The sequence below is a fragment of the Thalassospira lucentensis genome, assembly GCF_032921865.1.
Taxonomy (GTDB): Bacteria; Pseudomonadota; Alphaproteobacteria; order Rhodospirillales; family Thalassospiraceae; genus Thalassospira; species Thalassospira lucentensis_A.
Genome location: NZ_CP136684.1, coordinates 1,523,473 through 1,542,590 on the forward strand (window position 1 = coordinate 1,523,473; position 19,118 = coordinate 1,542,590).

Annotated in this window: 22 protein-coding genes; 7 read left to right on the plus strand and 15 right to left on the minus strand. The window is 54.3% G+C overall.

Annotated elements, in window-relative coordinates; all coding sequences use genetic code 11:
• The first annotated feature begins 30 nt into the window (after nucleotides 1-30).
• The 3 genes from R1T41_RS07545 to holA are packed head-to-tail and all read left to right on the plus strand — an operon-like array spanning nucleotide 31 to nucleotide 2,250.
• Nucleotides 31-699 carry a hypothetical protein gene (locus tag R1T41_RS07545; protein WP_317340997.1) on the plus strand — a complete coding sequence of 223 codons (669 nt, stop codon included), beginning with the start codon at nucleotides 31-33 and terminating at the stop codon, nucleotides 697-699.
• Nucleotides 696-1,205, plus strand: coding sequence for a hypothetical protein (locus R1T41_RS07550; RefSeq protein WP_114109255.1), 510 nt, complete (start codon nucleotides 696-698; stop codon nucleotides 1,203-1,205). The genes R1T41_RS07545 and R1T41_RS07550 overlap by 4 nt, the downstream gene beginning before the upstream one ends.
• Before the next feature lie 13 nt (nucleotides 1,206-1,218).
• Nucleotides 1,219-2,250, plus strand: coding sequence for a DNA polymerase III subunit delta (holA, locus tag R1T41_RS07555; RefSeq protein WP_317341000.1), 1,032 nt, complete (start codon nucleotides 1,219-1,221; stop codon nucleotides 2,248-2,250).
• Nucleotides 2,251-2,339: 89 nt separating this feature from the next.
• Here the strand turns inward: holA and R1T41_RS07560 are convergent, their stop codons facing one another.
• From R1T41_RS07560 to R1T41_RS07595, 8 genes are all read right to left on the minus strand, one after another.
• Entirely contained in the window at nucleotides 2,340-2,591 is a 252-nt protein-coding gene (locus R1T41_RS07560; protein ID WP_317341001.1) for a hypothetical protein, read from the minus strand.
• Nucleotides 2,592-2,689: 98 nt separating this feature from the next.
• A complete protein-coding gene (locus R1T41_RS07565; protein WP_317341002.1) occupies nucleotides 2,690-3,583 on the minus strand; it encodes a ParB/RepB/Spo0J family partition protein in 894 nt (297 codons plus the stop codon).
• On the minus strand, nucleotides 3,580-4,404 hold the full coding sequence (locus R1T41_RS07570; RefSeq protein WP_062950071.1) for a ParA family protein: 825 nt from the start codon (nucleotides 4,402-4,404) through the stop codon (nucleotides 3,580-3,582). Before R1T41_RS07570 ends, R1T41_RS07565 begins: the two co-directional genes overlap by 4 nt.
• Nucleotides 4,401-5,195 (minus strand): 16S rRNA (guanine(527)-N(7))-methyltransferase RsmG, encoded by a 795-nt coding sequence (rsmG, locus tag R1T41_RS07575; protein WP_317341004.1) that lies wholly within the window; start codon nucleotides 5,193-5,195, stop codon nucleotides 4,401-4,403. Before rsmG ends, R1T41_RS07570 begins: the two co-directional genes overlap by 4 nt.
• A gap of 50 nt (nucleotides 5,196-5,245) precedes the next feature.
• Nucleotides 5,246-7,144, minus strand: coding sequence for a tRNA uridine-5-carboxymethylaminomethyl(34) synthesis enzyme MnmG (mnmG, locus tag R1T41_RS07580; protein WP_317341005.1), 1,899 nt, complete (start codon nucleotides 7,142-7,144; stop codon nucleotides 5,246-5,248).
• Nucleotides 7,145-7,290: 146 nt separating this feature from the next.
• A complete protein-coding gene (gene mnmE / locus R1T41_RS07585) occupies nucleotides 7,291-8,700 on the minus strand; it encodes a tRNA uridine-5-carboxymethylaminomethyl(34) synthesis GTPase MnmE (protein WP_317341007.1) in 1,410 nt (469 codons plus the stop codon).
• Nucleotides 8,701-8,950: 250 nt separating this feature from the next.
• Complete coding sequence (locus R1T41_RS07590; RefSeq protein ID WP_062950065.1) at nucleotides 8,951-9,280, minus strand: (2Fe-2S) ferredoxin domain-containing protein; 330 nt, start codon at nucleotides 9,278-9,280, stop codon at nucleotides 8,951-8,953.
• 5 nt (nucleotides 9,281-9,285) lie between these two features.
• Nucleotides 9,286-9,546 (minus strand): DUF6489 family protein, encoded by a 261-nt coding sequence (locus tag R1T41_RS07595; protein ID WP_062950063.1) that lies wholly within the window; start codon nucleotides 9,544-9,546, stop codon nucleotides 9,286-9,288.
• A 287-nt stretch (nucleotides 9,547-9,833) separates the two neighbouring features.
• Here R1T41_RS07595 and R1T41_RS07600 point away from each other — a divergent pair, with 287 nt between their 5' ends.
• The 3 genes from R1T41_RS07600 (at nucleotide 9,834) to R1T41_RS07610 (ending at nucleotide 13,582) form a co-directional block, all read left to right on the plus strand.
• Nucleotides 9,834-11,885: a thioredoxin domain-containing protein gene (locus tag R1T41_RS07600; protein ID WP_317341010.1), complete on the plus strand. Its 2,052-nt coding sequence runs from the start codon at nucleotides 9,834-9,836 to the stop codon at nucleotides 11,883-11,885.
• Between the two features lie 136 nt (nucleotides 11,886-12,021).
• Complete coding sequence (locus tag R1T41_RS07605; RefSeq protein WP_062960381.1) at nucleotides 12,022-12,507, plus strand: methylated-DNA--[protein]-cysteine S-methyltransferase; 486 nt, start codon at nucleotides 12,022-12,024, stop codon at nucleotides 12,505-12,507.
• Nucleotides 12,508-12,607: 100 nt separating this feature from the next.
• Nucleotides 12,608-13,582, plus strand: a complete 975-nt coding sequence (locus R1T41_RS07610; protein ID WP_317341012.1) for a quinone oxidoreductase — start codon at nucleotides 12,608-12,610, stop codon at nucleotides 13,580-13,582.
• Between the two features lie 68 nt (nucleotides 13,583-13,650).
• Here the strand turns inward: R1T41_RS07610 and R1T41_RS07615 are convergent, their stop codons facing one another.
• A complete protein-coding gene (locus R1T41_RS07615; RefSeq protein ID WP_317341014.1) occupies nucleotides 13,651-14,202 on the minus strand; it encodes an HD domain-containing protein in 552 nt (183 codons plus the stop codon).
• 137 nt (nucleotides 14,203-14,339) lie between these two features.
• Between R1T41_RS07615 and R1T41_RS07620 the strand changes: the two genes are divergently transcribed.
• Complete coding sequence (locus R1T41_RS07620; RefSeq protein WP_317341016.1) at nucleotides 14,340-14,642, plus strand: hypothetical protein; 303 nt, start codon at nucleotides 14,340-14,342, stop codon at nucleotides 14,640-14,642.
• 14 nt (nucleotides 14,643-14,656) lie between these two features.
• On the opposite strand, the gene R1T41_RS07625 is transcribed toward R1T41_RS07620, so the two are convergent.
• The 6 genes from R1T41_RS07625 to R1T41_RS07650 all read right to left on the minus strand — a co-directional run bounded on the left by R1T41_RS07625 (nucleotide 14,657) and on the right by R1T41_RS07650 (nucleotide 19,116).
• Nucleotides 14,657-15,310, minus strand: a complete 654-nt coding sequence (locus tag R1T41_RS07625; protein ID WP_062960378.1) for a LysE family translocator — start codon at nucleotides 15,308-15,310, stop codon at nucleotides 14,657-14,659.
• Between the two features lie 103 nt (nucleotides 15,311-15,413).
• Nucleotides 15,414-15,989 (minus strand): GNAT family protein, encoded by a 576-nt coding sequence (locus R1T41_RS07630; RefSeq protein ID WP_317341018.1) that lies wholly within the window; start codon nucleotides 15,987-15,989, stop codon nucleotides 15,414-15,416.
• 215 nt (nucleotides 15,990-16,204) lie between these two features.
• A complete protein-coding gene (rho, locus tag R1T41_RS07635; protein WP_007088512.1) occupies nucleotides 16,205-17,467 on the minus strand; it encodes a transcription termination factor Rho in 1,263 nt (420 codons plus the stop codon).
• A gap of 335 nt (nucleotides 17,468-17,802) precedes the next feature.
• On the minus strand, nucleotides 17,803-18,162 hold the full coding sequence (locus tag R1T41_RS07640; RefSeq protein ID WP_062950047.1) for a helix-turn-helix domain-containing protein: 360 nt from the start codon (nucleotides 18,160-18,162) through the stop codon (nucleotides 17,803-17,805).
• Nucleotides 18,159-18,806 (minus strand): Smr/MutS family protein, encoded by a 648-nt coding sequence (locus R1T41_RS07645; protein ID WP_317341022.1) that lies wholly within the window; start codon nucleotides 18,804-18,806, stop codon nucleotides 18,159-18,161. The genes R1T41_RS07640 and R1T41_RS07645 overlap by 4 nt, the downstream gene beginning before the upstream one ends.
• Complete coding sequence (locus R1T41_RS07650) at nucleotides 18,784-19,116, minus strand: lactate utilization protein C (protein ID WP_317341024.1); 333 nt, start codon at nucleotides 19,114-19,116, stop codon at nucleotides 18,784-18,786. The genes R1T41_RS07645 and R1T41_RS07650 overlap by 23 nt, the downstream gene beginning before the upstream one ends.
• Nucleotides 19,117-19,118: the final 2 nt, after the last annotated feature.

Sequence of the window (19,118 nt, forward strand, 5' to 3'; positions counted from 1 at the left end):
AATCATCTTCTGATAATGCCCGGCAAAAGCATGACGGACACAACTGTGTATGTGTCACAAAATTACAACCCCCATTCGCTTACTCGTGAATGGGGGTTTGTGTTGGCTGATATTCGTCCGGTATTCACTTTTCAAAATGGCGATTTGCGCACCGCTCGCCTAGATATTGCGAAGGATATACAGGCCCGTCTGCCGAAACCTGTAACGAATCTTCCGCTCCATGCTGGCATAGTATCAACAGACTCCATCGAGAATGATCCGGCATCCCTGCACCGACAGGTGGGCAGCGATATTCTCTGCCTAACGCTGCTCGCCGATGTACCGCTTGATCACCCGCTTCATATTACCCAAAGCAGCCTGATTGGCCATTGGCGCTGGCTACGTCAGGTATGGACGCATTTGAGCACCCAAAAGGTATCTAAGGCATCAAGGTTAGAATCACCTGAATTGCAGAGAAGCCCGAAGAACGACGTGATCGATGAAATATGCAGAGGCCGCTTTAATACTGCGATTGCAGCCTTGCGCTCCGAGTTCAAAAGCTTACGGCTTTCGCAAGATGCATCTTGGGATCTCGATTCCAGACTTTCTTTCATCCGGAACCTAACTCTGTTTTGCCCTTTGATCGGAACGGAACTATTGTACCGTCTTGGTTATGAACCTTACGGCACAAACCATCACGCAAAAGACAGCGAGGAATGACGTTGCGCTCTCTGATATCGATTATTGCCCTGCTTGCCCTCACCGGCCTCACAGCCTGTGGTTTCCGCCCGCTATATGCCGAGGATAAGGGTGGTGACAGCACGGCCGCCGATATGGCCAAGGTTAAAATATCGATGATGGAAGACCGAATTGGTCAACTGACACGCAGCGTTTTGGTCGAAACATTAACTCCGCGCGGTCAGACGTCCCGCCCTGAATATTCCCTCGATATTGGCTTAAGTGAAGCAGTCTCCGAGTTGGGCTATACCAAGGACAACGAAGCGACCATCGCGGACTATATCCTGAGTGCCAATTATCGGCTTTCTCGTATTTCTGATTCCAAAGTCCTCCGTACGGGTACGCTGCGCGCACGCACCACTTACAACCTCGTCGAGTCCGACTTTGCCTCTCTGGAAGCCGAATCCGCCGCGCGGTCTGACGCCGCCCGCAACCTTGCCCGTCAACTAGCCAACCAAGTCGCAGTCGGCCTGCGCAGCGGGCGTTAGGTAACATTTCGTTATGAAGCTCAAGGCAGCACAGGTTGAAAATTTCCTTCGCGCTCCTGATGCCAAGGCGCAACTCATCATGATCTATGGTGAGGATGAAGGGCTTGTACGCGAACGTGCAGTCAGGCTTGCCAAAACCGTGGTCGAGGACCTTAAGGACCCGTTTCGCGTTGTTGAGCTTGGCACATCCCAGCTTAAGGAAGACGCTAGCCGTCTGCGCGATGAAGCAGCCGCCATCAGTTTCGGCGGTGGGCGTCGTGTCATTCGCATCCGCGACATTGGCGAGGCACAGGCCCCAGTGATTGCCGATTTCCTTGCCGATCCGGCTGGTGATGCGCTGATCGTGATAGAAGCTGGAATCCTTCCGTCCAAATCAAAGTTGCGTCAGGCGGTTGAAAAAGCCGGCAATGGCATGGCACTGCCCTGCTACGCGGATAGCGGTAGGGATATCGAGACCCTCATCAATTCCGTGATGGAAGATCACAAGCTGCGTATTGACCGCGATGCTATTCGGTATCTGGTCGGAAATCTCGGCTCCGACCGTATGATTTCCCGAAGCGAGCTTGAAAAGCTGGCTCTTTACGCCCTGAAAGAAGGTCAGATCACATTGGCTGATGCCATGGCCTGTGTGGGCGATAGTTCTGCCCGCCACTATGATGAAGTTGTCCAGGCCGTATCACAGGGCAATGTCACAAACCTTGATAGCGCCCTGACCCGGCTGGTAGAAGAAGGCCTAAATCCGGTTGGCGCGCTTCGCATGATGATCGGCTATTTCCAGAAACTGCATCTGGTCAAAGGCCAGATGGCACAGGGCACCAATGCCGAACAGGCAATGAAATCGCTACGCCCACCCCTGTTTTTCAAAGCTGCAGATCAGTTTCGCGCCAATTTGAACAATTGGGCTCTTAACAATCTGCAACGCGCCCTGCAAATCCTGCTCGAAGCAGAAAAGGACTGCAAAAGCGGTCTTGCCATCCCGGAAACCATCGCACACCGCGCCATGATCAAGGTCGCCGTCGCCCGTCAAAAACAGGGCAGACGTTAACAAACCCGAATATTTTGCAAAGAAAAACAGCCCCGGCAATCGAGTCGCACAGGGCCATTTAACGTGAACGAAATATCGATAAAACCTAGTCAGCTTCCTCGCGTTTGCGCTTTCTTTTCTGCTAGGCGATTGTTTTGCACAATTTCCGCATCCGACAATGTCTCAAGCGCCTCTTCACCGACTTCGTCTTGCTCGATTGGCATGTCACCTTCCGGCTCATCGGAAAACGCACTTTCGGCATCCTCATCCACGTCAAACACTATGTCGGTTGCATCGGCAATCGATTCGAGCTCGTCGGTAAGAAGATCACCATCGCTATCATCTTCATCATCGATGAACATCGAGTCGAATTCATTGTCACCTTCATTCTGTGGAACGAGCGGATCATCATCATCGGAGCTTTGCGCCGTTTCGCCTAACCGTCCCTGACTAAGCCGTTTCAGAATATCGTCAAGCTGCTCCAGCGTTTCATACCGGACAGAGATTTTCCCCCCGCCCCGTCAAAATCGATATTTACCGCTAACCCCAACATATTGCTAAGATCGCGTTCCAAAGCCACTGTATCTGGATCTTTTTCGATCCCACGTGTCGATGAAGACTTCTTCTGGCGTGCAGTTTTACCACCATCAGTCTTCACCAGTTTTTCGGTCTGGCGAACGTTCAGGCCCTTCCTGACGATATGGGTCGCTAGCTCGACCGCATTGTCCGCCCCCAAAAGCGCACGTGCATGACCTGGGCTTAACACCCGATCCGACAACATCTGTTTGATCGGTGCCGGCAGGGTCAACAAACGCAGGCTGTTGGCAATATGACTACGGCTTTTGCCAAGCGCCTGAGCCAGTGCTTCCTGAGTATGCGAGAAATCGCTCATCAGACGGCTGTAACCTTCGGACTCCTCAAGCGGCGACAGATCCTGCCGTTGCAGGTTTTCGATCAGGGCAATCTCGGCGGTCTCCCGGTCGTCAAAATCACGCACCAGAACCGGTACTTCGTGCAATTGTGCCCGCTGTGCCGCGCGCCAGCGCCGTTCGCCAGCAATGATTTCGTATGTTGTTTCGCCAGTAGAGGATGCACGCACCAAAATGGGCTGAATAATGCCTTTCTGGCGGATTGATGCCGCCAGATCGTCAATCGCCTCATCATCGAAATTGCTACGAGGCTGGAATGGTGACGGTTTCAGGTCGGTGATAGCAATGAGCTGTGTAGTACCACCCGGGCCGGGATGAGCTGCATTCTCGTTGCCACCGGCAACCACTGCGCCGACATCCTCGTCTTCCTCGCCCAGCAGGGCCGAAAGTCCACGTCCCAAACCGCGCTTCTTTGCCTCGCTCATGCCTTCACCCCTTCGCGTTTCAGAACTTCGCTTGCCAGATTAAGATATGCCCGTGACCCTGGACATTTCATGTCATAAACCAGCACCGGCGTTCCATGGCTCGGCGCCTCGGACACACGAACATTGCGTGGGATCACCGTGCGGTAAACGACATCACCAAAATAATCGCGCACGTCATTGGCAACCTGTGCCGACAGATTATTGCGTTTGTCATACATCGTCAAAACGATGCCCTGGATTTCGAGCGCAGGATTAAACGCCTTTTTCACCCGCTTGATGGTGCGCACGAGGTGGCTGATTCCTTCAAGGGCAAAGAATTCGCACTGCAACGGCACCAATACCGCGTCACTCGCCACCAGCGCATTCAACGTCAGCAACCCAAGCGATGGCGGACAATCAATCAGCACGTAATCAACATCATGCGGTAAGCGACCCAGCGATTCCTTAAGCTGCATTTCGCGGCGGTCAAAATCGACAAGCTCAATCTCCGCGCCCGACAGATCCATACCCGAAGGCACGATACTCAACCGCGGAATGGCGGTCGGCTTGCGCGCCTCTTCAAGAGTATTGCCATTGATCAATACGTCATAGGAACTGATCTGCCGTTCCGATGGACGTAGGCCCAAACCGGTACTTGCATTGCCCTGCGGATCAAGATCGACGATCAGAACCCGCTGGTTTACAGCCGCCAGCGCGGTCGCCAAATTGATCGTGGTCGTGGTCTTGCCGACTCCGCCCTTCTGATTGGCAACGGCAATGATCCGCGGCCGGTGACCGGCCTCGGAAGAGATTGAAAGCGGCAGATCAATAACGTCGGTCACCGGTCAACTCCTTGCAAAATCATCACCACGCCTTCGGGATCAACCAGACTGGCATGGGTGGTTACAGTGAATGTCCAACCGGCCGCACGTGCTTCAGCCAGTTCATCCTCAAAGGCACGTCCCTTAAGCAGTACATAATACCCGTCCGGTTTCAGATGACGCTGACCAAGTTCCAGAAGCCTTGGCAGTGGCGCAAACGCACGGGCCGTAATAACGTCCGCTTCACGCGGTGCAGCGGTTTCGATCCGTTCGCGGGCAATCTTTGTCTGCTCCAGCACACCACAAACCCGCGCAGCTTCCAGCAAAAACACGGTTTTTTTGGTGTTTGATTCCATTAAAGTCACGTCATTTGCGCCCAAGATAGCCAAAACGATGCCCGGGAACCCTGCCCCGGAGCCGAAATCAACGACCTTCCCGCTACCGACTACTTCATTCAGATATGGCCAAAGCTGCGCTGAGTCCTGCAAATGGCGCGCCCAAACGTCTTCCGCTGTGCTGGCACCAACGATATTGATCCTCGGCTGCCATTTGACAACGAGATCAGCATAAAGGCTGAGTCGATCCAATGTTTCACGTGAAACATTCAAATCGGTCTCAAACCATGTTTTTACGGGTTCTGAAATGGATTGCATGTTCGAGTTATAATCCGCGTTAACGAATCGCACCAGACTTGATTTTTCTAACAAACACTTTTTCCTGCGTCGAAAACGGAAAACTTTGGCAAAAGAAAGAAAATGTTTCACGTGAAACATTTCACCGGCTTCAACAGACAATAAAAAAGCAGCACACATATATGTGTGCTGCCCTAACCTTATGACTAACCCAATTGTCTGATAGAGTCTCAGGCGCTACGAACAATCTTGTGTTTGTGGCTTTTGATATGACCAAGCAAAGCGGTCACTGCCGCCGGAGTCACACCCGGAATACGTGATGCCGCACCGATGGTTTCAGGCTGAATTTCTTTGAGCTTCAACCGGATTTCCGCTGACAGGCTACCAACGCTGTCGAAGTCAAGATCGCGCGGCAGGCGCAATTCCTCGTCCCGACGGAAGGCCGCAACATCGGCCGACTGTCGTTCGAGGTAACCTTTATACTGAGCATCAATTGACACCTGGTCGCGGATTTCCGGAGTAATTTCCGAAAGCTGCGGCCAGACACGAGTCAGCGTATCGAAATCAATGTCCGGATACGCCAGCAGATCATAGGCAGAGCGCCGCACCCCATCCTGATTGATCTTGATATCGTGCTTGGCGAGACCATTCGGCGTCTCCGTCAGATCAGAAACCGTCCGCTTGGCCGCCTCAAGGGCAAGCTTCTTGTCACCCCAAACTTGCGCGCGGTGCGAGGCAACACAACCGATTTCAAGACCGCGACCAGTCAGACGCTGATCAGCATTATCAGCACGCAGCATCAGGCGATACTCAGCGCGCGACGTAAACATGCGATAGGGTTCACGCGTACCGAGCGTCACCAGATCGTCGATCATCACACCGATATAGGCATCGGCACGATCCAGAACAAACTCACGATCAACCGCCCCTGCAGTACTGCCCGCAACCAACGCCGCGTTGACACCGGCAACAAGTCCCTGCCCGGCAGCTTCTTCATAACCTGTCGTGCCATTGATCTGCCCGGCAAAGAACAGCGCACCGACTTTCTTGGTTTCCAGCGTATGGCGCAGCTCGCGCGGATCAACGAAATCATATTCGACGGCATAGCCAGGGCGGAAAATCTCGACCTTCTCAAGCCCCGGAATAGTGGCGAGCATCGCAAGCTGAACTTCCTCAGGCAATGAGGTCGAAATACCGTTCGGATAAACCGTCGGATCATCAAGCCCTTCCGGCTCCAGGAAAATCTGGTGCTGATTCTTTTCGGCGAAACGCACGACCTTGTCTTCAATGGACGGGCAATAACGCGGGCCGCTGCTCTTGATCTGGCCGCTATACATCGGTGCGCGATGCAGGTTCGCGCGAATAATTTCGTGCGTCGCCTCGGTCGTCCAGGTCATGTGACACGGGATTTGCGGCACGGTGATTTCGCTGTTCAGGAATGAAAACGGATCTGGCGGATTATCCCCCGGCTGTTCCTGCAGGCTCGCCCAATCAATGGTGCGGCCATCAAGCCGTGCCGGAGTGCCGGTTTTCAGGCGCCCCAAACGGAAGCCGAATTTTTCCAGCGTCTCCGAAAGACCAAGAGCCGGCGCATCGCCGATGCGGCCCGCCGGTGTGGTTTTTTCGCCAATATGAATAAGACCGCGCAGGAACGTGCCCGTTGTCAGAACCACCGCCCCGGCGTCATATTCGCGTCCATTTTCGGTGATGACACCGGTCACACGGTTGTCCTCGCCTTCGACAATTTTAAGGTCGTGAACCGCACCTTCGATGATCGTCAGGTTTTCCTGATGAGCCAGAATGTCCTGCACGGCTTCGCGATATAGCTTGCGATCTGCCTGTGCCCGCGGGCCACGCACAGCCGGCCCCTTGGACCGGTTAAGCATCCGGAACTGGATACCGGCCCGGTCAATCGCCCGCCCCATCACACCGTCAAGCGCGTCGACCTCCCGGACCATATGGCCCTTGCCCAACCCGCCAATTGCCGGGTTGCACGACATTTCGCCAATGCGATCGGCGCGATGTGTGATCAGTGCCGTTTTAGCCCCCATGCGCGCAGCCGCAGCCGCGGCCTCGCACCCGGCATGGCCACCACCAACAACAATCACATCAAAACGGTTATCCGACATCGAATTCCTCGTTGAATTCCTTGATCGCGCAAAAGCTGTAATATCAGGCCAAAGCCACACAGCTTGCGCGTCTTGTTCAGGTCTTAATTCACAATCACGCGCCATCGACAGTGCCAATGTTTCACGTGAAACAATTTTTGATAATCTTATTTGCCAATACAGAAGTCGCCGAAGATAATATCAAGCAGGTCTTCCACATCGACGCGTCCGGTGATCTTGCCGATTTCACGCACGGCGAGGCGAATATCCTCGGCCGCCAGTTCGGCAATATCAGTCTGCAATCCGCGATCCAGATGATCACTGGCACGTTCAAGTGCCTGTCGGTGCCGCAGCCGTGTCAGGGGTACCGGTCCCGCAAAATCGAGCCCCTCTTTTACGCGAGTCTCCAGCAGTTGCAAGAGGCTTTCCATCCCCTGCCCGGTCATGGCCGATATGGGCAAAACGGGAAGCTCAAGCTGATCACCACCTAGCGATTGCCCGGACCAGACCGTCGGAACATCCCCCGCATCCGCCCCGTCAACCTTGTTGACCAACAGGATCGTATTCCCATCAATTAGGCGCGCGGCCTCTGCATCAATGCGCGGCCAATCGCCCCGATCCACGACAACAAGACGCAGATCGGCATCCTCTGCCCGCGCCGTTGCACGCCGAACCCCTTCGGTTTCGATAACATCGCCGCTTTCTCGAAGGCCAGCGGTATCCACCATGGTGACCGGGAAACCACCAAGGTCAAGATGGACCTCGATCATATCGCGGGTGGTTCCGGCAATCTCGGATACGATCGCCGCTTCGCGCCGTGCCAGCCGGTTCAGAAGGCTCGATTTCCCTGCATTGGGCGCGCCGAGAATGACGATCTGGAACCCTTCACGCAGCCGTTCACCGCGGCGATTATCAGCCAGATGCTTGGTCATTTCGCCATAAACAGATGCAAGATCACCGCGCACCACCGGTACAATACCACCGGGTAAATCCTCGTCAGGGAAATCGATATCGGCCTCAATATAGGCCAATGACTTCATCAAACGCGCGCGCCAGTCTTCGTAAAGCGCGCCCAACTCGCCCGCCATCTGCCGCACGGCCTGCCTACGCTGGGCGGCGGTTTCGGCGTCAATCAGATCAGCAATGCCTTCGGCCGCAGTCAAATCCATCTTGCCGTTTTCAAAGGCACGTCTGGTATATTCGCCCGGCTCGGCAATGCGCAGACCGGGCTGTACGGCCAGACATTCCAGAACACCATCAATTACCGCACGCCCACCATGGGTATGAAGCTCGACAACATCCTCCCCGGTAAAGCTAGCCGGTCCAGCGAAATAGATCGCCACCGCATCGTCAAGCCGTTCGTCCGTTTTCGGATCACAGATCGGCGCATAGATCGCATGGCGCGCCTTTGGCAGGTTATCGCGCCCCAGAAGCGCACAGAGCGTCGGCCCCGCCATTGGCCCGGATAACCGGATTACCGCCACCCCGGCCCGCCCCGCGCCGCTGGAAAGGGCAAAGATGGTATCTGTCTGGCCCCCTTGGATCGGGGTTCCAATGTGGGTCACGTTAATCGTCATCCGTCCTGCCTAATCCGTCCGCCATCCAAAGGAAAATGCTGTTGGCTGTCCATATCGGTCAGCATCCCGCACAGGTCAACATATAGCTGCAATTGCAAACAGTGCTTTAAGGCCACAAAAGAATATCAAAGCGGTATATCCGCCCCTTCCGGCCCCGGTTTCCGAAAAACACAAAACGGCCCCTGCTGGAGCCGTTTGGAGTCATCATTCTATTGAAGAGGTAGTGAGTAATTACGCCCATCTGCCAGAGTTATTGATCCGGGCTTAGCCGCAGCCGTTCAACCACCTTCCCACCGACGAGATGATCGTTGAGGATGGCATCGACATCCTCCATTGTCTCGTAACGATACCAGGTCCCTTCAGGATAGATCACCATCACCGGGCCCAATTCGCAGCGATCAAGGCACCCGGCGGTATTAATCCGGGTCATCGGCAAACCAAGTTCTTTGGCGCGGATTTTCATGTAATTGCGAAGCTTTGTCGCGCCTTTGGTATTGCAGCATCCGCGTTCGTGTCCCACGGGACGCTCGTTCTGGCACACGAAAACATGCGCCTGATAAAAATGTGCCTCGGTGGTCAAGCTGATCAGTCCTTGGTGTTCTTGCCAGTGCTGTTGCCGGCAGCGTTAAACTGGCTCCAGAAGGCTTTCTGGAGCTGTTCCCAGTTCTGCATGCCTTGCGGCAGCCACGTATTGAGCATGGTTTCGGGATCCATCGCCGCAAGATTGGCTTTCATACGGTCCTCGATATCTTTCATTAAGGCCTGCTGCATGGGTTGCACATCAGGCAGACCAAAAAAGGTGCGCAGTTCTTCCGGTGTGCAATCGATATCCACGGAAACTTTCATCGCCCTGATCTCCTCGGTTTGATTTTATGGTTTTTGTTACGCCCATTATGGACGCCCCTGCGTTGCTTTCTCAATCACTATCGCCCCCCATTCCGCTCCAATCGGTTAAAATCCGATAAAATCGTAATATTTTGCCATTCCCATCCATTTGGCCCCCTTGCCTTTCCATTCAGGGTCTTTACCCTTACATCCATAAAAGATGAGAAATGGGAACGCCACCCCTCCCGCAACCCATAAAAAGCTCGCCACCCACATAGTAAAACCGGACGGGCACAGGACACGATGCCATGAAACTCGCACAGAACAATCTCGGTTCGGAAACCAGCCCCTATCTTTTGCAGCACCGCGACAATCCGGTGCATTGGCAGCCCTGGAGTTCCGAAGTTCTGGCCGCCGCCAAGGCAGCAAACAAACCGGTTCTTCTGTCGGTCGGTTATGCGGCATGTCACTGGTGCCACGTCATGGCGCATGAAAGTTTCGAGGATGATGGCATCGCAGCCCTGATGAATGAGCTGTTCGTCAATATCAAGCTCGACCGCGAAGAACGCCCCGACCTTGATAGCGTCTATCAAAATGCGCTGGCCTTGCTAGGCCAGCAGGGCGGATGGCCATTGACCATGTTCCTGACGCCGGACGCCGAGCCCTTCTGGGGGGGGACCTATTTCCCCAAGGAAGCACGCTATGGCCGCCCGGGATTTGGCGATGTTTTGAAATCGGTAGCAGAAATCTATGCCGAACAGCCCGAAAATATCCGCCATAACGTCACGCAAATCGGTCAGGCCCTGCTTAAAATGAATAGCGGTGCCACCGGCTCGGTGCCATCGCTTGCAATGATCGATCAGTGCGGGCATGGCTGTTTGCAGATTATGGACGGGGAAAATGGCGGCACCAATGGCGCACCGAAATTCCCACAACCAAGCCTTCTGGCCTTTATTTGGCGTACGGGTGTTCGCACCAACAATACGGAGCTTAAACGCATTGTCCGCCATAGTCTTGATCGCATGTGTCAGGGCGGTATCTATGACCATGTCGGCGGCGGTTTTGCGCGTTATGCCGTCGATGACCAATGGCTGGTGCCGCATTTTGAAAAGATGCTGTATGACAATGCGCAGCTGATTGATCTTCTGTGCGATGTCTGGCGTGAAACCGGCAACCCGCTTTATGAAGCCCGCATTTCCGAAACCATCGACTGGATCCTGCGCGATATGAGGATCCCCGGCGGAGCCTTTGCCGCCAGCCTTGATGCCGACAGCGAGGGTATAGAAGGCAAGTTCTATGTCTGGGACGAAGCCGAAATTAACGCCATTCTTGGTAATGATGCCGCCCTGTTCAAGGATATCTATGACATCAGTCCCACGGGAAACTGGGAACATAAAAATATCCTGAATCGCACGCAATCGGGCCTTGGCCTTGCGGACCGGACGACGGAAAAGAAACTTTCGGAAATACGAACAAAGCTTTTGGCAGTGCGCAACAAACGCATCTGGCCGGGATGGGATGACAAGGCTCTGACCGACTGGAACGCAATGACCATCGCAGCTTTGGCTGAAGCCGCAATGGTGTTCAAGAGCGCAGACTGGCTTGATTATGCAAAGCTTGCCTATAATTTTGTGATCAACAGCCTGATGACTGGCGAAAGCAATGACCGGCGCTTTCTGCACAGTTATCGCAATGGCAAGGCACAACATGCCGGGATGCTTGAAGATTACGCCCATATGATCCGGGCAGCGCTTCGGCTGTACGAATGCTTTGGCGAGGATGCATATCTTCGCGAAGCCATCGAGTGGTGCGAAACGGTCGAAACCCTGTTTGCCGATGCCAAGGGGGGTTATTTCCAATCGGCCTCGGATGCCGACGATCTGGTGGTTCGGCAGAAACCACATATGGATAATGCGGTTCCGGCTGGCAATTCGGTGATGGCGCAAAATCTGGCGCGGCTTTATGCGCTGACCGGCGAGACCAGATATCGCGACCGAGCGGAAGTCACCATTTCCGCCTTTTCGGGGCGATTAAACGAACAATTCCCCAATATGCCGGGACTGCTTCTGGCAGCCGAAATGCTGCAAAACCCACTTCAAATCGTACTGGTTGCGAAGGAACGCAGCCAGATTTACCTGGAAATGCGCCACGCAATCTTTGCCGCCTATTTGCCGAACCGGGCGATTACCATCCTTGCCGATACCGATGCCCTGCCCGATCTTCACCCGGCCAAGGGCAAAACGGCGATCGATGGCCATGAAACCGCCTATGTCTGTCAGGGACCTGTCTGTTCTGCGCCAGTAACCAATGCCCCGGACCTTGCCAAACTGCTTGCCGATCTGCCGACCAGCGCGGCATAAAGAACCGGTGATGTGGCGCCTGTCCATTTCCGATGTTTCACGTGAAACATCGGATGGATGAGGCCTACCCCGCCCGCCTTACGCCCCGCTATCTCTATTTTACCTTTTGCCCCGCACGAACCGCAGGATTTCGCCAATGCCCCAGATTTCGATGAACAGCCCGGTCGGGGCGATTACGGTTTTCGAGTTTGACGACAAAATTGTCGCGGTCGACTGGGGCTTTGTCGAGGATATGGAACCAAGTCCCGTCCTGAACGAAGCGAAGGCGCAGCTTAACGCCTATTTCACCGGCAAGCTCGATACCTTTGACCTGCCGCTGGCCCCTGATGGCACCGATTTCCACAAGGCTGTATGGGAGGCGATGTGCAAAATCCCGCTGGGCAAAACCGCGACCTATAAGGATCTGGCGATTGCAGCCGGGGCACCAACGGCCTATCAGGCTGTTGGTACGGCCTGCGGGCTTAATCCAATCCCCATAATCATTCCATGCCACCGTGTTCTGGCGAGCGGCGGCAAACCGGGCGGCTATTCCGGCGATGGCGGACTTGAAACCAAACGCGCGCTTTTGAAAATCGAAGGCGTCGATCTGGTTATCCCAAGCGATCAGGGCAACCTGTTCTGAACAAAGCAGCACCTGCCGGATAGCAAAATGCCGTTTTCTGACATAGACTTGGTCCATTGATCAGACAAGCGCCAAAATGGCGCATTAACGGGAGGTCTCCATGACCAAAGCTTTCCGATTTTATGAAACCGGCGGCAGCGATGTCCTGCGTTTTGAAGATGTCGAGGTTGGTGCACCAGGTACCGGTGAAGTTCGCCTGCGACAGGAAGCCATCGGACTGAACTATATCGATATCTATTTCCGTTCCGGGGTTTATCCGGCCCCGTCCCTGCCATCGGGCCTAGGGCTTGAAGGGTCGGGCGTGATCGAGGCGGTTGGTGACGGCGTAACCGACCTTGCAGTTGGTGATCGGGTTGCCTATGCCGCACAGCCGCTTGGCGCCTATGCCGAGGCACGTGTAATGTCGGCCAAGGGTTTGGTTAAGATCCCCGACGGGATCACCTTTGATCTTGCAGCCGCCGCCATGTTGCAGGGTATGACGGCACAATATCTGCTGCGCCGAACCTATCACGTCAATAAAGGCGATACGATCCTCATCCATGCGGCAGCAGGCGGGGTTGGCCAGATTGTCTGCCAGTGGGCCAAACATCTGGGTGCCACCGTGATCGGCACCGTCGGATCGAAGGAAAAGGCCGAGATCGCCAAATCCAAGGGCTGCGATTATCCGATCCTCTATCGGGAGGAGAAGGTATCCGAGCGTGTCAAAGAGATCACAAACGGCCAAGGCGTTGAAGTTGTTTATGATTCCGTCGGTAAGGATACTTTTGACGACTCGCTGGATTGCCTGAAACGTCTTGGCATGATGGTCAGTTTCGGCCAGTCATCAGGCGCCGTCCCTCCCGTCCCGCTTAAAGCTCTTGCACCCGGAGCCTATTTCCTGACCCGTCCGAGCGTCTTTCAATATACCGCCACTCGCGAAGAGCTTCTGGCAACCGCGAACGAGCTATTTGACGTGCTGAAATCCGGTGTGGTGAAGATCGACATCGGTGCGACCTATGCCTTGGCGGACGCCAAACAGGCCCATGACGATCTTGAAGGCCGCAAAACCACCGGCTCGGTGATTTTGAAGCCGTAAGACAGAATGCCATTGAAAACATGGGTTCCTGCCCTCGCGGGAATGACCGTTTGCAGCCAGAGGTAGGGTTAAACCCCTGCCTCTTCTTCTTCGGTGTGCCAGGCGCGGACATCACGTGCGATGGCATCGAAACGATCCGACAGACTAGCACTAGCAATGCGGCAGGGTGCAATTACGGCCTCGGCCCAATCGACATAGCGCAGGATCTGCTCACGGTCCCAGCCGACCGGCGTATCGGTCAGCATCGCGCCGACATTGGCGACCTTATCCGCCAGACGCACCAGTTTTGCGCCGTCGCTGAGATGCGGAGCGGTTTCGATCTGGCGGGCTTTACGGTCATCGCGTGGCAGGGCTTTGTCGTCACTGACCTCAAGCACGATATCGGCAATCATTTCGTTGAAACAGGCGGCAATTTCATCACGCGTCGCACCGCAATCCTCAATCACGTCATGCAGAACCGCGGCACACAGCACATATTCGTCCGTGCCCGGTTCGCATTCGACGATCAGGCGCGAAACCTCGATCGGATGATTGATATAGGGTTCATTAGCCGGGCCCTTGCGGCGCTGGTCACGATGCGCTCGGGCGGCAAAATCGACGGATTTCAGTAAAAGCTGCATCAGCCTTGAAAACGTAGTGGAAGAACAGCACCAGAGTCACATGTGATTGCGGCCACTGCAAGCATTGATGGCTATCGACATCGAAAATCTGCGCCTTACATACAGGAAAGAGCCAAAATCAAGGAGGTGAGCGAGACATGCCCGGGGAAATGAACCTTAAGCTGATCCTGCAAAATACCGGCACCGAACCCCTGCATCTGACCAGTCTGGCACCGCAAACCGGCTGGAAATCCGCCCCACCCCATCATCTGGCTGCCAACAGCCAATCCGATTGCGAAATCGTTGCGGCTGACGAACTCACCATCACCCTGCGATACGGGATACATCATATCGGGCTTCATCTTGGCAATGGAAAGCTTCAGGTCGAACCAGGTGACAGCAAACTGATCCGGCAGAAGCTTGACGGTCACATTGCCGAATTGACATTGGCTTTAGCTTAGGGAAAGCAATCAGCTTAACTACGCAGATCGCGCATGCCATCAATCAAAATCTTGCTGCCGATTACGCCGAATACTGCGCCAAAAATCCCGTCAACAACGCGGAAAAACCGCTGGTAGGCCCGAACGGCAACACCAGTGGAAAACAGCAGAGCATAGATGCCGTAAATAACCATTGCCGAACACGACGCAAGTACCCCGATAACGATCAATGCAGGATGCGTGCCCTGGGCAGAGGCCAGAAACATCGAAACCGCCACCCACATCAATGCAGCCTTGGGATTGGTCAGAACAACGAGTAAGCCGGTGCGATAGGCAGTGAAACCAATCTTTGACGCAGGGCTATACAGATTATCGCGCGCGCTACCAACCGAACCAGAACCTTTCAAGCAAGACCACAACGATTTCAGCGCGAGATAAAGGAAATATCCCCCGCCCACCAGCTTCATCGCCGTCAGGCTCTGGGGGAAAGCATCAATGACCGCGCCAATGCCAAAGGAAAACAGCACCGACCATATGAAAACGCCGGTGGCAACTCCCACAGCACTCAGCAATCCGGGCTGCCGCCCGCCGGAAAGTGCGGCTGATGATACTGCCATCATGTTTGGCCCCGGCGATATCTGTGCCAAGGCAATCCCGACCATCACCGTCCCGAGTTCCATCATATACATGACGCCAAAGTCCTTTGCTGTTGATAGGAAACCCTATCACCGCGCAAAAGGAATTTTCAAACGCCAATGTTTGACATGAAACATTCCACGAAGAAGTAGCCGATCAAGCCCGGTTGCGGCTGCGTGACTGCCATTCGGCGGCCAGAACCGCATAGATATATTCATCACCCCAGACACCGTTGAAGCGATCATTTTCGATCAGATGCGCCTCGCATCGCAGGCCAAGCCGTTCAACAATGCCGACCGATCCGATATTTTCGGTGTCAAGGCGAGCAAAAATTCGGTGAAAACCGAAATGATTGAAACCAAGATCAATCATCGCCGATACGGCCTCGGTCGCATAGCCGTGGCCTGAAAAATCCGGATTGAAGATATAACCGACTTCAGCCTGAAGGGCTGCAATGCTGGCAAGTTTCAAAAGAACCTCTCCTAGGAGGGTATCATCGTCCCGGTTAATTACCGCCAAACGAAATACATCGCCTTCAGCATCAAAGGGCGCGGTCAGCACAACGGAAAACTGTTCTGTCAGCACATTTGCCGCTGGAGGTGCAGCGTAAAGATAGCGATAGACCGATGGCTGGGAATGATAGGCAGCATATTGGTCAAAATCGCACGCCATGAAGGGGCGAAGCGACAGGCGATTTGTCTGAATCGGTGTAGAGGGAAACGTAATTTTCATTGCAAAACAATATGTTATTTATGCTTTGCGCTATGTAGGCAGGTACTAGTCCCGCTTCAAGCGAAGTAAATCACAGTGGTTTGGCACGCCTACACAATGGACCCGCTTGTAGCAGACGCAGACTGCTTTACCGAGGCGAGCCAGAACCAAACAAAAACCCCCGGCAGATTGCCGGGGGTTTTCAATGATAGTTCGATTACAGGATCGAACTACGATTAACCATTCATTGAATCGAAGAAATCGTCATTGTTCTTCGTCGATTTGAGTTTGCCAAGCAGGAATTCCATCGCGTCCTGCGGACCCATCGGGTTGAGAATACGGCGCAGAACCCACATTTTGGAAAGCGCGCTTTTCTCGACCAGCAATTCCTCCTTACGGGTACCCGATTTAAGGATATCGATCGCCGGGAAGATACGCTTGTCAGACAGTTTACGATCCAGAATAAGCTCAGAGTTACCGGTCCCTTTGAATTCTTCAAAGATGACCTCGTCCATGCGCGAGCCGGTATCGATCAGCGCGGTTGCGATAATGGTCAGCGAGCCGCCTTCTTCAATGTTACGCGCGGCACCGAAGAAGCGTTTCGGGCGCTGCAGGGCGTTGGCATCGACACCACCGGTCAGAACCTTGCCTGAGCTCGGAACAACGGTGTTGTAAGCGCGTGCAAGGCGGGTGATCGAGTCCAGCAGGATGACGACATCATGCTTGTGCTCGACCAAGCGTTTTGCCTTTTCCAGAACCATTTCAGTAACCTGGACGTGACGCTGTGCCGGTTCGTCAAAGGTCGAACTGATGACCTCACCTTTCACCGAACGATCCATGTCGGTCACTTCTTCCGGACGTTCATCGATCAGAAGAACGATCAGATAGGCTTCCGGATGGTTTTCCTCAATCGCATGCGCAATGTTTTGCAGCATCACGGTTTTACCGGTGCGCGGCGGCGCGACGATCAGGGCACGCTGACCTTTGCCCAAAGGCGATACAAGTTCGATCACACGGTTGGTGATGTCCTTGTTGCCTTCCTGATCGAGGTGACGCTCCATCTTGAGCGGCTCGTCCGGGTAAAGCGGGGTCAGGTTATCGAAATTGATGCGATGGCGGACTTTTTCGGGCGCATCAAAGTTGACTTTGTCGACCTTGAGCAGCGCGAAATAACGCTCACCTTCCTTGGGCGAACGAATCTGGCCTTCAACCGTGTCACCCGTGCGCAGACCAAAGCGGCGCACCTGGCTTGGCGAGACATAGATATCGTCCGGACCGGCAAGGTAGTTTGCCTCGGGACTGCGCAGGAAGCCGAAGCCGTCCGGCAGAACCTCCAACACGCCTTCGCCGAAAATAGCATGATCGTTTTCAGCCAGCTGTTTGAGAATTGCAAACATCAATTCCTGTTTACGGAGCGTGCTGGCGTTTTCGATTTCGAGTTCCTCGGACAGGGCAAGAAGCTCCGTCGGGGATTTCTTTTTGAGTTCCTGAAGATGCATATGTGCGTTTAATGATCTTGTGATTGCCGGGAAGGGCGATGATTGAAGGAGGAGGTGTAAAGAAAGGAATGCGGTTGACGGTCAGGCAGATCATAGTTTCTGCGGACCGGTCGTAACCTTGTAGTTGTGAAGCAGGCAGGACTGTTTCATGTTTCAGGTGTGAAACACCACAGATTGATAACTCCGATTGAACCAATAGTCAAACCGTGTTTCACGCCATTAAGGCAATATCACCTGTACCTGTTGCAGAACTGCCATCCCTACGCCGTCTGCCCGGCTCGAAGCGGCGAAAGATATCCTTCAACCAACCGGCGAACCGATTATGTGCATTCTGCTTAACCGACCCGTTCGCTGATGATAGCCAGCATTCGGGCAAGCTGATCATCGCTTAAACCGGCAATCCGTTCCGACAAAAGATTGGCCAGTTCGGTTGCCTCCGGTTCAAGCCCCGCTGTATCGACTGTTACCTTCGGATGGGAAAGCTGTGCCAGACGTTTGATTTCGTCAACTTCATCCCAGACGAGATTGAAATAACCGCAGATTTGCTGCACCAGACCAGGGCTTGGCCGACCGCGATGCCCGTGTTCAAGGGCAGAAAGATAAGCCGGCGAAAGCTGCAAGGCGTTTGCCATATCTGTCAGGGTGACATTGTGCCGCGCCCGTAATTCGCGAATACGATTGCCAAAGGGTGTCACGGGCGTCTCCGTTTCAGCAGAACATAAAAAGCGCCCGATCCGCCGTGCTGGATACGGGCTTCGCTGATGGCAAGAATGCGGGTACGCAGGCGTGGCGCGCTAAGCCATTGCGGGGTGCGTTGTCGTAAAAGACCGGTGCGGCCATATTCATCGGCACGCGATCCCTTACCGGTGATCACCAGAACGCAACGTTTCCCGGCCCGCCAGCTATCTTCAATAAACGCGTTCAGCGCATGATGGGCTACATCCTGGGTCATACCGTGCAGATCAATACGACCATCAATTGACATCTGGCCTTTCTGGAATTTTTTGGCCGTCGATTTATCGATATTGTCGGTAACACCCGGTTCAAGTTCGACCAAGGCGCGGTTTTTGATCTGCGGTCCGCGATCAGCATTACGCGCGGACGGCAGGTTTCGCACGGCCCGGACTTCTTCAGCCTTGTTGATTTCACCCTGCAGATCGTCAGGAAGCGGCATCGCCGTATCGCTTTTGGGATGATCGTTGTCCAGCTCGAACACGGTGTCACTGCCCTTTCGCTGTTTGGAACGCAGGGGTTTGACATCACGCGTGAAGATTTCCCAAAGGGCTTTTTCTTCGTCGCTAACGGAGCGCCGTCTTTTATGGGTTTTCTTTTGTGTCATCCACCAGAACGATATGCAAACGGCGCGGTCCGTGCGCACCCAGCTGTATCGTCTGTTCGATATCGCCTGTTCGCGACGGGCCTGTCACCCAAAGGAATGTTCGCGGCATATTGCCGTTTCCTTCCCGTTCGCGCAACCGCGGCCATACTTCTTCATAAGTTCCAACGATATCGCTGGCTTTCAAAACCGCAATATGGGTATCGGGAAGCGTATAAGGCATATCCGCCCCCCTTCGCAGCATCAGGCTGCCGGTTTCAGAAACCCCGCCAGAGCTTGGTGTGGCGGAAACCGTTTTGCCCGCCATATTCATAA